The sequence below is a fragment of the Limnohabitans sp. TS-CS-82 genome (assembly GCF_002943475.1).
In genome coordinates, this window is the sequence record NZ_PTQX01000002.1 from 472,327 (window position 1) to 486,726 (window position 14,400).

Genomic DNA, 14,400 nt, shown 5'->3' on the forward strand with positions numbered 1-14,400 from the left:
GAATGCGGTGAATACAGAGCTTAATCACCGCATGAAATGCGGTGATTAGCAAACTTAGACCTGCCCACCCACGCCTTTGAACTTCTCTACAAAGGCAGCGATTTTCTGAAATACGCTTTGCTTTTTAGTGAGATATTGCGGATTAAGCGGGCTCATCTTGGGCAAGATGGCATTGAGCTCTGTTCCATTGTCACTGGCGTACTCACGCTTTAAAGAGTTAGTGATGTAACGCTTGGCCGCTTCTGCATTCAGGCTCTCAGAGCTAATCAGCTCTTGTGCTTCGCGTTGTTGCTCTGCTTGCGCAAAAGCAAAGAAAGCTTCAATCACGCCAGCCTTGTCGCCCATCTTGTCTAAGTCCGACTGGTTGATGAAGTCAACCAGCAAGCTTTCTTTGGCTCGATTACCTAAGCTAGATCGAATCAAACGACGAACATCTTCAACCAGCGCCACTTTGTCCTTGACCTTTTTGTTGTTGTCAAAGATCAACTCCAAAATGAAATCAAGATTGATCTCTTGCGACTTCAACAGGTCAACCTCAAACACCACATCGTCCCAATCGACGCTGGACTGCTCGGGTTGCTTGCCTTCTCGCTCGCGGCGTAGCCAATCTCGAATATCGTTGTAGGTCGAGCGGTAATCCTGAAGCGCTCGCTCGCTAGGGATGTTCACGCCCTGCATGGCAGTCAGCTCGTTGTCTGTCAAACCATGCTGCGCCTTGAAGGCCTCGACAGCTGTCGCGTCTCGCACGTCCAAGCTTTGCGCGGCGCGCAGGCTGGCAAATTCATCAAAGTTTTGCAGCACGTTTTCAATGCGCAAATATTCGCCAAACAGTTTGGCAAAGGCTTTTTTATCGGCCTCTTTTTCGATGGCCGCAGGGTCTGGAAAGCGCTGCTCCAACTCACCCACCACCTCAACGAAGCCGCGTCGCGCCTCACCCGTCACAACGTCGGTGAAGCCTTCCATGTACTCCTTGTAGCTTTTCTCCAGCACCACGTTTTTGGTGTTCTTGTCACCAAACAGAGTGATGGCGTCTACCGTGGCTTTTTCCAGATCTCGGAAAGTCACAATGTTGCCAAAGGTCTTGGTGGCGTCAAAGATCCGGTTCGTGCGTGAATAGGCCTGAATTAAGCCGTGGTAGCGAAGGTTTTTGTCAACGAACAAGGTGTTGAGCCTTGGCGCATCAAAACCTGTCAGGAACATACCCACCACGATCAACAAGTCAATTTCACCCGACTTCACCTGCTTGGCCAGGTCTCGGTAGTAGTTTTGAAACCCGTTGCTGTCCACACTGAAGCTGGTCTTGAAGTGCGCGTTGTAATCGGCAATGGCGGCGGTCAAAAACTCTTTGGCGCTGCTGTTCAGGGCAGACACATCCAGGCTCTCGTCTTGAATATCGCCAATGGCTTCTTGCTCTTCATTGGCTGCAAACGAAAAAATAGTGGCTACGCGCAAAGGCTTGTCGCTATCCTTTTGCAGGTCTTTGAGCGTCTCGTAATACAGCTTGGCCGCGTCCACACTGCTGACGGCAAACATGGCATTAAAGCCCTTGCTGCCCGTTTGCAAGCGATGGGTTTTGCGGCGGAAGTTGTTCAGGATGTACTGCGAAATTTCCTCAATCCGCTTGGGGTGCAGCAAGGCTTGTTTGTTCTCGGCTGCGCTCAGCTTCTTCTCGTCTTGCTCGGTTTCAATGGCTTTGAACTGTGGGCGTACGTCGTTGTAGTCCACCTTGAATTTGAGCACCTTCTCATCGCGAATGGCATCTGTAATCACATAGGAATGCAACTCTCGTCCAAACACACTGGCCGTGGTCTCTGCGCCCAAAGCGTTTTGAGGAAAGATCGGCGTACCCGTAAAACCAAACTGATAGAACTTCTTGAACTTTTTCTTCAGGTTCTTCTGCGCTTCGCCAAACTGGCTGCGGTGGCACTCGTCAAAAATAAACACCACCTGCTTGCCGTAAATGGCTAGATCGGCCTCAGTACGCATCAAGTGATTGAGCTTTTGGATGGTAGTGACGATGATCTTGTTGTCATCCTTTGCCAAATTGCGCTTTAGGCCCGTCGTACTCTCAGAGCCGTTCACGCTGTCGGGTGAAAAGCGCTGGTACTCCTTCATGGTCTGGTAGTCCAGGTCCTTGCGGTCCACCACAAAAAACACCTTGTCCACAAAGTCCAGCTCGGTGGCCAAACGCGCGGCCTTGAAGCTGGTCAGCGTCTTGCCCGATCCGGTGGTGTGCCAAATAAAGCCGCCGCTTTCTGTGGTACTCCAATTTTTAGCCTGATAGCTGCCACCAATCTTCCACAAAATGCGCTCGGTAGCGGCAATCTGGTAAGGGCGCATGACCAGCAAGGTGTCACTCGCATCAAACACCGAATAGTGCAGCAACACCTTCAGCAAAGTCTGCTTCTGAAAAAAGGTAGCCGTGAAATCCTTCAGGTCCTTAATCAAACTGTTGTCCGCCTTCGCCCAGTTCATGGTGAAGTCGTAACTGTTTTTGTTGCGCTGCGTGGTGTTGGCAAAGTAGCGGCTGTCGGTGCCGTTGGAAATCACAAACAACTGCAAATACTTGAACAGTGAGTTCGCGCTGTTGAAGCTCTCTTTGCTGTAACGGTGCACCTGGTTGAAGGCCTCGCGGATCGCCACCCCGCGTTTTTTCAGCTCCACCTGCACCAGTGGTAAACCGTTGACCAAAATCGTCACGTCATAGCGGTTGGCATGTTTACCTGTTTGCTCAAACTGTTTGATGACCTGCAACTTGTTGCGAGCAATGTTCTTCTTATCCAGCAAATAGATGTTTTGAATACGCCCATCGTCAAACACAAAGTCGTGAATGTAGTCATCGTGAACCTTGCGGGTCTTCTCCACAATGCCATCACTTGCTTTGTCCAGCCAGCTCTCTACAAAGCGCTGCCACTCGGCATCTGAAAACGCCACGTTATTGAGCGCTTGTAATTGCACGCGCACATTGGCCAGCAAGGCCTCGGGCGTGCTGAGGCCGGGTACGTATTCGTAGCCTTGATGACGCAGGTCTTGAACCAGCTCACGCTCTAGCTCGCTCTCGCTCTGGTAGCTCTCGTTGACTTGCCACTCTTTGGTGTACTTGTCCAAAACAATAAAATTTTTGGACTCGGCAATGGTTTTGTAGTCGCTCACTCGTCAGCGCTCCCTTTGTGCAACAGCTTTTTGACTTGGCGGTCGAAATCGGATTCGATGCGTTGCTGCTTGTTGAATTTTTCATACTCGGCCAGCGCTATTTGGTCAGCCTGCTCACGGCTGATACTGCCGTAACCTTCCAGAACACGGTATTCATTGAAGGCCAAAAACTTGTCCACGCTCTCGGCAAAACCCGCCATGGTGAAGCTGGTGCGCTGCTCGATGATGCGTTCGATGTAGTCAAAAAATGCGGCCACTGCACGCTCCAGTTTTTTGATATCCGACTCGCTCAAATAGTTTTTGGCCACCAGCGTGTCCGACTTCAGCACGCGGCCAGCGGGTGCATTTTTAAAGGTGCTCAAGCCCATCAACGGCTTGCTGGCATCGGCTTGGCGCGAAATGATCTCTGCCGACGTCTGCCCTGTGATTGCGAAGTGAAACTTGTCTTGCACATGGGCGTAAAAAAGCCGCGTGGTCTCTGACTTGGGGTCGTAGTCGATGCTGCACTCGGCAAAAATATCGGTGATCTGCTGGTAAATACGCCGCTCACTCGACCGGATGGAGCGCACCCGCTCCAGCAGCTCACGAAAATAATCCTGGCCAAAAAAGCTCCCGTTTTTCAGGCGCTCATCATCCATGGCAAAGCCCTTGATGATGTATTCCTTGATCAGCTGGGTGGCCCAAATGCGGAACTGCGTGGCCTGTGCCGAATTGACGCGGTAGCCCACCGAGATGACGGCGTCGAGGTTGTAATACTTGACCTGCTGCGTCTGCGTCAGTCCAGCCACAGCACCGTGCTCACTGGTTGTTTCCAAAATGGAAATAACCACTTCTTCCACCAGTTCACCACTGTCAAAGATGTTTTTCAGGTGTTTAGAAATGGCTGGCACCCCCACGCCAAACAACTCGGCCATGCGCTTTTGGGTCAGCCAAATGGTTTCGTTGCTGAGCAGCACCTCCACCTTGATGCCCCCATTGGGCGCGGTGTAGAGCAAAAACTCGGTGGTTTGGTCGCGGGTAGTGAGCTTCTTCATGCTTTGCCCCTTGTTTTGGGGCTGGGGTTCTGCCCCAAGGCCTGCAACTGCTTGGCGTTTTGCGGGCTGACCAGCTTTTTGCCCGTTTCGGCTTCCAGCTTCAGCCGCGCCTGCCGGGCCACGCCGCCACCGCGCTTGGCCACGGATTCGTGCTCGTCCAGCGTTTGCGGCTGCACGGCTTCTGAAATTTCTTTGGTCGACAGCTCGGCCAGCATGCTCATGATCAACTCTTTGTTGGTCATGTTGTCGCGCAGGTTTTCTTTCTTCAGGCCCTTGTGCTGCTTGTATTCCTTGGCGGTTTTGTCGGCCCAGGTTTTGTAAATCACGTCGGTCAAGAAAGCGAATTGCGGCCCCTCTTGCAAGCCGTGCTTTTTCCACTCGTCGGTCAACTCTTTGCGGATCTCGATGCTCTTGAGCCGCTGGTTGATCCAGTTGTCGGTGTAGCCCAGGCGCTTGTAGTCGAGCATCGCTTGCTCGATGGACAGCTCTGGGTCTTGCAACTGGTCCAGGCGCTGGCTGCCCACTTCGGCCAGCCAGAGCTTGAAGGGTTCGGCCCGCTTGCTGGGGATGGACTGGATGAGCCGCAAAATTTGCTCAGTGTCGGCCACATCGGTCAGGTATTTTTTACCATCGGCGGCGGGCAATTTCAGTTGACTACAGTTTGTAGCCAACTGACTGCCTTCGTTTTTCAGGCGAACTTTGAGCACGCTCCAGTACTTGCGCGCCCGCGTGAAGTCGGACTGATCGGTCAGCACCGCCACAACGTCGACCACCGAAAACCACCATTTCTCAGCTTCCGCATCCCACTCGTTGCGAATCAGCTGCGACTCAAACAGTTTGACTTTCCTGTCTGCATCGCTCATGCCATCACCTCTTGCGGTTTGGGAAAGCTCAACAGCAAATCGCGGTAGTGCGCGTATTGCTTCTGGCGCAGTTCGATTTCGCGGGGCAAGCCTTCGGTGAGGGAGTTCGTCAGCGCATCGAATTTGTCGAGGATCGCGACGATGCGGGCTTGCTCGGCAATAGGTGGAACAGGAATCGGAAAGTCCAAAAACATCGGCCGACGAAGCGAAGTGACAGAAGAACTGACAGACGCTTTTTGAATGTACGCGTAAAAATGCGATGCCATGCAGTGATACACAAATCTTGGCTCCATAACCTCACTTGGAACGATGCGATACGCGCGTTGGTGCAGAGCATATTTCCCTTGGGCGTAATGAAAGACTTTTCCAACCCCTGCACCGTCACCGGCTGTGATGATTGCAGTTTCGTCAAAGTCAAAACTGTTTAGCCGTAAAGGTTCGCGACCACGTGCATAAAAAACGTAAGTACCATCATCGACAGCATCCTGTGTGTCGTGACTACCTGTGCCGATTTTTGCCACCTCCCCCAACGTCTTCCACTCCACCACCCCATCTGCAAAACTCAACAACTGGTCGCGGTAGTGCTTGTATTGTTTTTTACGGGCGGTCAGCTCGGCGGTCAGCTCGGTGGTCAGCTGGGTGAAGGCGTCCAGGATGCGGACAATTTCGGCTTGGATTTCAAGCGATTTTTTGGGGTTGTCTGGGCAGGGGACGGGAACGGTAATCTTTGACAGATCGCCACTTGAAACTCTGCGTACCTTTGCGCCTGTTATGTATTTACGTTTCTGCTCTTGAAATTCGTTCGTTTGCAAATAATGGGCTAAGTACTTGACGTTTTGCTTGTGCTTAAAAAGCATCATGTCACCAGAAATAGCGACTTCGTTCCCAAGCCATGCAAGTGGCTTCACTACGTCTTCATCATTTTCAGAGGTGGTTGCTAATAAGAGGTCATTATTTTTCGCTTTTCTTAGCCGTTTGGCTAATCCCTCTTCTACACAAGTAAATGCAGTATTTGCGGCAAGGCCATAGCGCGTGTAGATCTGGCCATAGTGAATTGCTGGGAATCCGGCTTCAACGAAATCCTTTTTCTGCATTCCATTGCCACGAATGAATTCGCCAACTTGCCCCAGCGGCATCCACACCACCGCCACACCAGCTAGAAGCTTGTCCAAAAAATCCTCGCCGCTCATGCCCCTTGCTCCTCGCCTTCAATCTCAGCCACGATGGCGTCAATGTCTTTGCGCAGCTGGTCGATCTTGGCGACGGTGGTTTTGAGCTGAGCGTTGAGCTGGGCAATGTTCACCACTTCGCGGGTGTCTTTGGCCTCCACGTAGCTGCTGACCGACAGGTTGTAGTCGTTGGCGGCAATGTCGGCGTGGCTGACCGAGCGGGCAAAGTGGTCCACGTTGGCCTTGCTGTCAAACACGGCCATGATTTGGTCGACGTGCACGTCCAGCAGCGTGTTGTTGTTGGTTTCTTTCTTGAACAACGCACTGGCATCGATGAACTGGGTGGTAGTGTCTGCCTTGTGTTTGGACAGCACCAGAATGGTCACGGCAATGGTGGTGCCGAAAAACAGGTTGGGCGCCAGCGAGATGACGGTTTCCACATGGTTGTTGTCCACCAGGTATTGGCGGATTTTTTGCTCTGCACCACCCCGGTAAAAGATACCCGGAAAGCAGACGATGGCGGCGCGGCCCTTGCTGGAGAGGTAGCTGAGCGCGTGCAACACAAAGGCAAAGTCGGCCTTGCTCTTGGGGGCCAGCACGCCAGCGGGGGCAAAGCGGTCGTCGTTGATGAGGGTGGGGTCGTCGCTGCCGATCCACTTCACCGAGTACGGTGGGTTGGAGACGATGGCGTCAAACGGTTTGTCGTCACCAAAGTGCGGCTGGGTAAGGGTGTCACCCAGCTGGATGTTGAACTTGTCATAGTTGACGTTGTGCAAGAACATGTTCATGCGCGCCAAGTTGTAAGTGGTGTGGTTGAGCTCTTGCCCCCAAAAACCGTCTTGAATCAAATGCTGGTCAAAGTGTTTTTTGGCTTGCAGCAGCAGCGATCCCGAGCCGCAGGCTGGGTCGTAAATTTTGTTGACGCTGGTTTGTTTGTGCATTGCCAGCTGGGCAATCAGCTTGGACACATGCTGGGGCGTGAAAAATTCACCGCCCGATTTGCCCGCGTTGGCTGCGTAGTTGGAAATGAGGAATTCGTAGGCATCACCAAACAGGTCGATCTGGTGGGTCTCGAAATCGCTGCCGCCAAAGTCGCCAAAGTCCAGCTCGGCCACGCCCTTGAGCACAGCGGCCAGGCGGGTGTTTTTGTCTTTGACGGTGTTGCCCAGGCGGTTGCTGGTGGTGTCGAAGTCGGCAAACAGACCTTTGATGTCTTTTTCGGACGGATAGCCATTGGCCGAGCTTTCAATGGCGGTAAAGATAGCGGCTAAATCGGTGTTTAAGCTTTCGTTGGTGTTGACACTGGCAACCACTTTGGCAAACAGCTGACTGGGATAGATGAAATAGCCCTTGGTCTTGACGGCATCGTCTTTGATGTCTGCGGTGATCACGCTATCGGCCAGCTCTGCGTAGTTGATGCTGTCGTCACCCGCTTCGATGTAGCTGGCAAAGTTTTCGCTGATGAAGCGGTAGAACAAGGTGCCCAACACATACTGCTTGAAATCCCAGCCGTCTACTGCTCCGCGTACGTCGTTGGCAATTTTCCAGATTTGGCTTTGCAGTGCGGCGCGTTGTTGTTGGCTGGTCATTCTTATGTTCCTCTTCTTAGCAGCCGATATTGTCGCTTCTAAGTAATTGGAAAACACTCATATTCAGAGGCGATTTCACACAGCCAAGACAGTGAACTTTGCAGAACGTAAAAAGCCGCCAACCCTTTCAGGTTGGCGGCTTCTTTATTTGCAGCGCGAAGCGTTTACTTCTTGCTAGGCGGCAAGTCCGTGCAGCTACCGTGCGCCACTTCTGCCGCCATGCCGATGCTTTCGCCCAGCGTGGGGTGGGGGTGGATGGTTTTGCCGATGTCCACAGCGTCTGCGCCCATTTCGATGGCCAGAGCAATCTCGCCAATCATGTCGCCCGCGTGCGTGCCCACCATGCCGCCGCCCAAGATCTTGCCGTGGCCGTGCGCTTCGGGGCTGTCGTCAAACAGCAGTTTGGTCACGCCTTCGTCTCGGCCGTTGGCAATGGCGCGGCCCGAGGCGGTCCAAGGGAACAAGCCCTTTTTCACCTTGATGCCTTGGGCTTTGGCCTGGTCTTCGGTCAAGCCCACCCATGCCACTTCGGGGTCGGTGTAGGCCACGCTGGGGATGACGCGTGCGTTGAACGCAGCGGCTGCCAGCTCTTTGTTGCCTTGCAGTTCGCCCGCAATCACTTCGGCCGCCACGTGTGCTTCGTGCACCGCCTTGTGCGCCAACATGGGCTGGCCCACGATGTCACCAATGGCAAAGATGTGCGGCACGTTGGTGCGCATTTGGATGTCGACGTTGATGAAGCCGCGGTCGGTCACAGCCACGCCTGCTTTTTCGGCGGCCAGTTTTTTGCCGTTGGGCGTGCGGCCCACGGCTTGCAACACGAGGTCGTACACCTGCGGCGCGGGGGCTGTGCCGCCCTCTTCTGCGGGTGCAAACGTGACTTCAATGCCTTCAGGCAAGGCGCGTGCTGACACGGTCTTGGTCTTGAGCATGATGTTGTCAAAGCGCTTGGCGTTCATCTTTTGCCAGACCTTGACCAAGTCGCGGTCAGCGCCTTGCATGAGGCCGTCCATCATTTCCACCACGTCCAGGCGTGCGCCCAACGTGCTGTAAACGGTGCCCATCTCTAGGCCGATGATGCCGCCTCCCAAGATGAGCATGCGCTTGGGCACTTCTTTGAGTTCCAAAGCGCCGGTGCTGTCGACCACGCGGGGGTCGTTGGGCATGAAAGGCAAACGCACAGCTTGTGAGCCTGCAGCGATGATGGCCTTTTTGAAGGCGATCACTTTTTTGCTGCCGTTTTGTTCTTGCGCGGTGCCGGTGGTCTCAGACACCTCAAGGTGGTTGGCGCCCACGAATTGGCCCAAACCGCGCACGGTGGTGACCTTGCGCATCTTGGCCATGGCAGCCAAACCGCCTGTGAGTTTGCCAATGACTTTTTCTTTGTGGCCGCGCAGCTTGTCAATGTTGACTGCAGGCGCGCCGAAGTCCACACCGAGGTCGGCCATGTGGGCCACTTCGTCCATCACCGCTGCGACGTGCAGCAAGGCTTTGGAGGGAATGCAACCCACGTTCAAACACACACCGCCCAAGGTGGCGTAACGCTCCACGATGACCACATTCAAGCCGAGGTCAGCCGCGCGAAACGCTGCTGAATAACCGCCGGGGCCACCGCCCAAGACGAGCACATCGCACTCGATGTCGGCCACACCTGCATAGTTCTCGCCGAAACTCGAAACCACAGGTACGGGGGCTGCCGCAACAGCAGGCGCTGCGGCAGAAGCCGTTGCAGCGGCCGGTGCAGAAGTGGGTGTTGATGCAGCAGCGGGTGCCGAAGCAGCAGGCGCTGCAGCGCCCTCGCCTTCGAGCACCAACACGACCGAGCCTTGCTTGACCTTGTCGCCCAGTTTCACGCGCAGCTCTTTCACCACGCCCGCGTGTGAGGACGGGATTTCCATCGACGCTTTGTCGGACTCCACAGTGATGAGCGATTGCTCTGCTCGGACGGTGTCGCCGGGTTTGACCAGCAACTCGATCACGGCCACTTCGTCGAAGTCGCCGATGTCTGGAACTTTGATATCAATCATTGCCATATCAAGTCCTTAGAGCAACACGCGACGGAAATCGCTGAGGATTTGACCCAGGAACGCGTTGAAGCGTGCCGCTGCGGCGCCGTCAATGACGCGGTGGTCCCACGTCAAGCTCAAAGGCAACATCAAACGTGGAACAAATTCTTTGCCGTTCCAAACGGGTTCCATGGTGCTCTTACACACACCGAGGATGGCCACTTCGGGCGCGTTGATGATGGGCGTGAAGTACTTGCCACCAATGCCGCCCAGGCTGGAGATGGTGAAGGTGGCACCAGTCATTTCAGCCGGGCCGAGTTTGCCGTCACGGGCTTTCTTGGCCAATTCGCCCATTTCTTGGCTGATTTGCAGCACGCCTTTTTTGTCGCAATCACGGATGACCGGAACCATCAAACCATTGGGCGTGTCAGCGGCAAAACCGATGTGCCAGTAGTTTTTGTAGACTAGCGCATCGCCGTCGAGCGAGCTGTTGAACTCTGGGTATTTCTTGAGCGCGGCCACGCAAGCCTTGATCAAGAACGCCAGCATCGTGACTTTGATGCCCGATTTTTCGTTCTCTTTGTTGGTCGAGACGCGGAAGGCTTCGAGGTCGGTGATGTCGGCGTCGTCGTGGTTGGTGACAGCCGGGATCATGATGGCATTGCGCAACAGGTTGGCACCGCTGATCTTCTTGATGCGGCCCATTTCTTTGCGCTCGATCGGACCGAACTTGGCGAAGTCAACCTTCGGCCAAGGGATCAAGCCTAAGGCCGCACCGTCGCCGCCCGAAGCGGCAGGGGCTTTGGCTGCTTGCGCTTTGGTTTGGGCGGCCCCCGACATCACGGCCTTGGTGAAGGCTTGCACGTCGTCCGCCGTGATGCGGCCTTTGAGACCGTTGCCTTTCACTTCTTCGAGCGGCACGCCCAGTTCGCGGGCAAATTTGCGCACCGATGGCGAAGCATGGGGCAAGCCCAACGTGGTGCCGCCAGGCGCGTGGGCAGGCGCAGCCACCACAGCGGCCGCAGCGGCGACTGGGGTTTGCGCAGCAGCCACCGGGGTCGAAGCCACGGCCACTGGTGCTGCAGCCACAGCCGAAGTTGCAGCAGCAGTGGGGGTTGTAGAGGCTGCGCCTTCCAGCACGGCCAGCAAATCACCGATGTTGACGGTGTCGCCCACTTTGACTTTGAGCTCCTTGAGCACGCCAGCGTGCGAAGACGGGATTTCCATCGAGGCTTTGTCGGACTCGACGGTGATTAGCGATTGCTCGACCTTGATGGTGTCGCCCGGCTTGACCATGACTTCGATGACGGCCACGTCTTTGAAGTCACCGATGTCGGGAATGCGCACTTCAACCGGGCCTGCGGCTACAGGTGCAGCGGCTGGTGCTGCCGCCACCGGTGCTGCAACAGGTGCCGTGACAGCCGCAGTCGCAGCAGCGGGTGCAACAGCCGGAGCAGCTGCCGCGCCAGCGGCTTCCACCACCAGCACCACCGAGCCTTGCTTGACCTTGTCGCCCAAAGCGACGCGCATTTCTTTGACGACGCCCGCCGTGCTCGATGGGATTTCCATCGAGGCTTTGTCGGATTCGACCGTGATCAGCGATTGCTCGGCCTTCACGGTGTCACCCACTTTGACCATCAACTCAATGACGGTCACTTCATCAAAATCCCCAATGTCCGGGACTTGTACTTCTACCAATGCCATGTGTGTCTCCCGGATTTATGCGTACAGCGGGTTGATCTTGTCGGTGTTGATGCCGTACTTTTTGATGGCCTCGGCCACCTGCGTGGCAGGCACTTTGCCCTCTTCGCTCAGCGCCTTGAGGGCAGCGACCACGATGTAGTGGCGGTTGACCTCGAAGTGCTCGCGCAGCTTGCTGCGGAAGTCAGAGCGGCCAAAACCGTCGGTGCCCAGCACTTTGTAAGTGCGGCCAGAACCGTCCGAATTTTTTGGAATGAAAGGACGGATCTGCTCGGCATAGGCCTTCATGTAGTCGGTCGATGCCACCACGGGGCCACTGTGCGCAGCGAGTTGCTGGCCAACAAACGACACGCGTGGGGTTTCCAGCGGGTGCAGCATGTTGTGGCGCTCGGCGTCTTGGCCGTCGCGGGTCAGTTCGTTGAAGCTTGGGCAGCTCCACACATCGGCCTGAATGCCCCAGTCGGTGGCCAGCAAGGTTTGTGCGGCAATCGATTCGCGCAAGATGGTGCCTGAGCCCAGCAGTTGCACGCGTTTCTCGCCCGCGGCACCGGGCTTGCACAAATACATGCCCTTGATGATTTGCTCTTCGGTGCCGGGCGTGAGGCCGGGCATGGCGTAGTTTTCGTTCAACAGCGTCAGGTAGTAGAAGACGTTGTCTTGCTTCTCGACCATGCGCTTCAAACCGTGGTGCAGGATGACGCCGACTTCGTGTGCGAAGGTCGGGTCATACGACACGCAGTTGGGGATGGTGTTGGCCATGATGTGGCTGTGGCCGTCTTCGTGCTGCAAGCCTTCGCCGTTGAGCGTGGTGCGGCCCGAAGTACCGCCGAGCAAGAAGCCGCGAGCTTGCATGTCGCCCGCCGCCCAGGCCAAGTCGCCAATGCGCTGGAAGCCGAACATCGAGTAGTACACGTAGAACGGCACCATGATGCGGTTGCTGGTGGAGTAGCTGGTGGCCGCAGCGATCCAGCTGGACATGCCGCCCGCTTCGTTGATGCCCTCTTGCAGGATCTGACCGGCCTTGTCTTCCTTGTAGTACATGACCTGGTCTTTGTCGACCGGGGTGTACTGCTGGCCAGCGGGGTTGTAAATACCGATCTGGCGGAACAGGCCTTCCATACCGAACGTGCGGGCTTCGTCCACCAAAATCGGCACCACGCGTGGGCCCAGGGCTTGGTCGCGTAGCAACTGGGTCAAAAAGCGCACATAGGCCTGGGTGGTCGAGATTTCACGGCCTTCGGCAGTAGGCTCCATCACCGACTTGAAGATGTCGAGCGAGGGCACGGTGAAGCTTTCTTCGGCTTTCGTACGACGGTGAGGCAGGTAGCCGCCCAAGGCCTTGCGGCGCTCGTGCAGGTACTTCATTTCCGGGGTGTCGTCCGCTGGCTTGTAGAAAGGCACATTAGCCAGTTCGCTGTCGGGCACCGGGATGTTGAAGCGATCGCGCATGTAGCGGATGTCGTCGTCGGTCAGCTTTTTAGTCTGGTGGACGTTGTTCTTGCCTTCACCGGCTTTGCCCATGCCAAAACCTTTCACGGTCTTGATCAACAATACCGTGGGTTGGCCTTGGTGGTTCACCGCCTCGTGGTAAGCCGCGTAGACCTTTTGCGGGTCATGGCCGCCGCGCTTGAGGTTCCAGATTTCGTCGTCGCTCATGTGCGCGACCATCTCCAGCGTGCGGGGATCGCGGCCAAAGAAATGCTTGCGCACGTAGGCACCGTCGTTGGCTTTGAAGGCCTGATAGTCGCCGTCCAGCGTGTCCATCATCAGCTTGCGCAGGGCACCGTCTTTGTCGCGGGCCAAGAGCTTGTCCCACTCACTGCCCCACAAGAGCTTGATGACGTTCCAGCCGGAGCCACGGAATTCGCCTTCGAGTTCTTGCACGATCTTGCCGTTGCCGCGCACCGGGCCGTCCAGGCGCTGCAGGTTGCAGTTGACGACAAAGATCAGGTTGTCCAGCTTCTCGCGCGCGGCCAGGCCGATTGCACCCAGCGATTCGACTTCGTCCATCTCGCCGTCGCCACAGAACACCCAGACCTTGCGGTTTTCGGTGTTGGCAATGCCACGAGCGTGCAGGTACTTCAAAAAGCGGGCCTGGTAGATCGCCATCAAGGGGCCGAGGCCCATCGACACGGTGGGGAATTGCCAGAACTCGGGCATGAGTTTGGGGTGGGGGTAGCTCGACAGGCCTTTGCCATCGACTTCTTGACGGAAGTTGAGCAATTGCTCTTCGGTGAGGCGACCTTCCAGATAAGCGCGGGCATATACGCCTGGCGACACGTGGCCCTGGATGTAGAGGCAGTCGCCACCGTGGTTTTCGTTTTCAGCGTGCCAGAAGTGGTTGAAACCCGCACCAAACATGTGGGCCAGAGAAGCAAAGGAACCGATGTGACCGCCCAGATCACCGCCGTCTTCGGGGTTGTGGCGGTTGGCTTTGACGACCATGGCCATGGCGTTCCAACGCATGTAGGCGCGCAGGCGTTCTTCAATTTCAATGTTGCCGGGGCAATGGGCTTCTTGATCGGGTTCGATCGTGTTCACGTAGCCGGTATTGGCAGAGAACGGCATGTCGATGCTGCTCTCGCGGGCGTGTTCGAGCAATTGCTCCAACAGGTAATGGGCGCGCTCAGGGCCCTCGGCATTGATGACGGCGGACAACGCGTCCATCCATTCACGGGTTTCCTGGCTGTCTGCATCGTTTGTGACGAATGTGCGCAGATCTGTCGGTTGTGCTGACATGCTTGTCTCCTATATGTGGCACGTTTATTGGCTTTTGACTCCAGCTGCAAGTTTCTCACATTTTTTGTGAATTTCAAATAGCGCCACTCCATTTCTTATCGTGAAATTCATTTAGGGTTTTTACCAAATTAGCAAGCAAGCCGCCT

8 protein-coding genes are annotated in these 14,400 nt (G+C 55.6%); all 8 read right to left on the minus strand.

The genetic code is table 11. From position 1 onward, the window contains the following. Positions 1-54 precede the first annotated feature (54 nt). The 8 genes from C5F52_RS06610 to aceE all read right to left on the minus strand — a co-directional run bounded on the left by C5F52_RS06610 (position 55) and on the right by aceE (position 14,254). On the minus strand, positions 55-3,153 hold the full coding sequence (locus C5F52_RS06610; RefSeq protein WP_104797532.1) for a type I restriction endonuclease subunit R: 3,099 nt from the start codon (positions 3,151-3,153) through the stop codon (positions 55-57). After that, positions 3,150-4,187 carry a virulence RhuM family protein gene (locus C5F52_RS06615; protein ID WP_104797533.1) on the minus strand — a complete coding sequence of 346 codons (1,038 nt, stop codon included), beginning with the start codon at positions 4,185-4,187 and terminating at the stop codon, positions 3,150-3,152. Before C5F52_RS06615 ends, C5F52_RS06610 begins: the two co-directional genes overlap by 4 nt. Continuing rightward, entirely contained in the window at positions 4,184-5,050 is an 867-nt protein-coding gene (locus tag C5F52_RS06620; protein ID WP_104797534.1) for a BRO family protein, read from the minus strand. Before C5F52_RS06620 ends, C5F52_RS06615 begins: the two co-directional genes overlap by 4 nt. After that, complete coding sequence (locus tag C5F52_RS06625; protein WP_104797535.1) at positions 5,047-6,240, minus strand: restriction endonuclease subunit S; 1,194 nt, start codon at positions 6,238-6,240, stop codon at positions 5,047-5,049. The genes C5F52_RS06620 and C5F52_RS06625 overlap by 4 nt, the downstream gene beginning before the upstream one ends. Beyond that, a complete protein-coding gene (locus tag C5F52_RS06630) occupies positions 6,237-7,808 on the minus strand; it encodes a type I restriction-modification system subunit M (protein WP_104797536.1) in 1,572 nt (523 codons plus the stop codon). Before C5F52_RS06630 ends, C5F52_RS06625 begins: the two co-directional genes overlap by 4 nt. A 164-nt stretch (positions 7,809-7,972) precedes the next feature. Next, positions 7,973-9,841, minus strand: coding sequence for a dihydrolipoyl dehydrogenase (lpdA, locus tag C5F52_RS06635; protein WP_104797537.1), 1,869 nt, complete (start codon positions 9,839-9,841; stop codon positions 7,973-7,975). 9 nt (positions 9,842-9,850) lie between these two features. Continuing rightward, entirely contained in the window at positions 9,851-11,518 is a 1,668-nt protein-coding gene (gene aceF, locus C5F52_RS06640) for a dihydrolipoyllysine-residue acetyltransferase (RefSeq protein WP_104797538.1), read from the minus strand. A 15-nt stretch (positions 11,519-11,533) separates the two neighbouring features. After that, entirely contained in the window at positions 11,534-14,254 is a 2,721-nt protein-coding gene (gene aceE / locus C5F52_RS06645) for a pyruvate dehydrogenase (acetyl-transferring), homodimeric type (protein ID WP_104797539.1), read from the minus strand. Between the last annotated feature and the right edge of the window lie 146 nt (positions 14,255-14,400).

Bases quoted from the DNA above. Each gene is read 5' to 3' on its own strand.
- C5F52_RS06625 (WP_104797535.1), bottom strand. From the start codon at position 6,240: ATGAGCGGCGAGGATTTTTTGGACAAGCTTCTAGCTGGTGTGGCGGTG.
- C5F52_RS06620 (WP_104797534.1), bottom strand. From the start codon at position 5,050: ATGAGCGATGCAGACAGGAAAGTCAAACTGTTTGAGTCGCAGCTGATT.
- aceE (WP_104797539.1), bottom strand. From the start codon at position 14,254: ATGTCAGCACAACCGACAGATCTGCGCACATTCGTCACAAACGATGCA.
- lpdA (WP_104797537.1), bottom strand. From the start codon at position 9,841: ATGGCAATGATTGATATCAAAGTTCCAGACATCGGCGACTTCGACGAA.
- C5F52_RS06615 (WP_104797533.1), bottom strand. From the start codon at position 4,187: ATGAAGAAGCTCACTACCCGCGACCAAACCACCGAGTTTTTGCTCTAC.
- aceF (WP_104797538.1), bottom strand. From the start codon at position 11,518: ATGGCATTGGTAGAAGTACAAGTCCCGGACATTGGGGATTTTGATGAA.
- C5F52_RS06630 (WP_104797536.1), bottom strand. From the start codon at position 7,808: ATGACCAGCCAACAACAACGCGCCGCACTGCAAAGCCAAATCTGGAAA.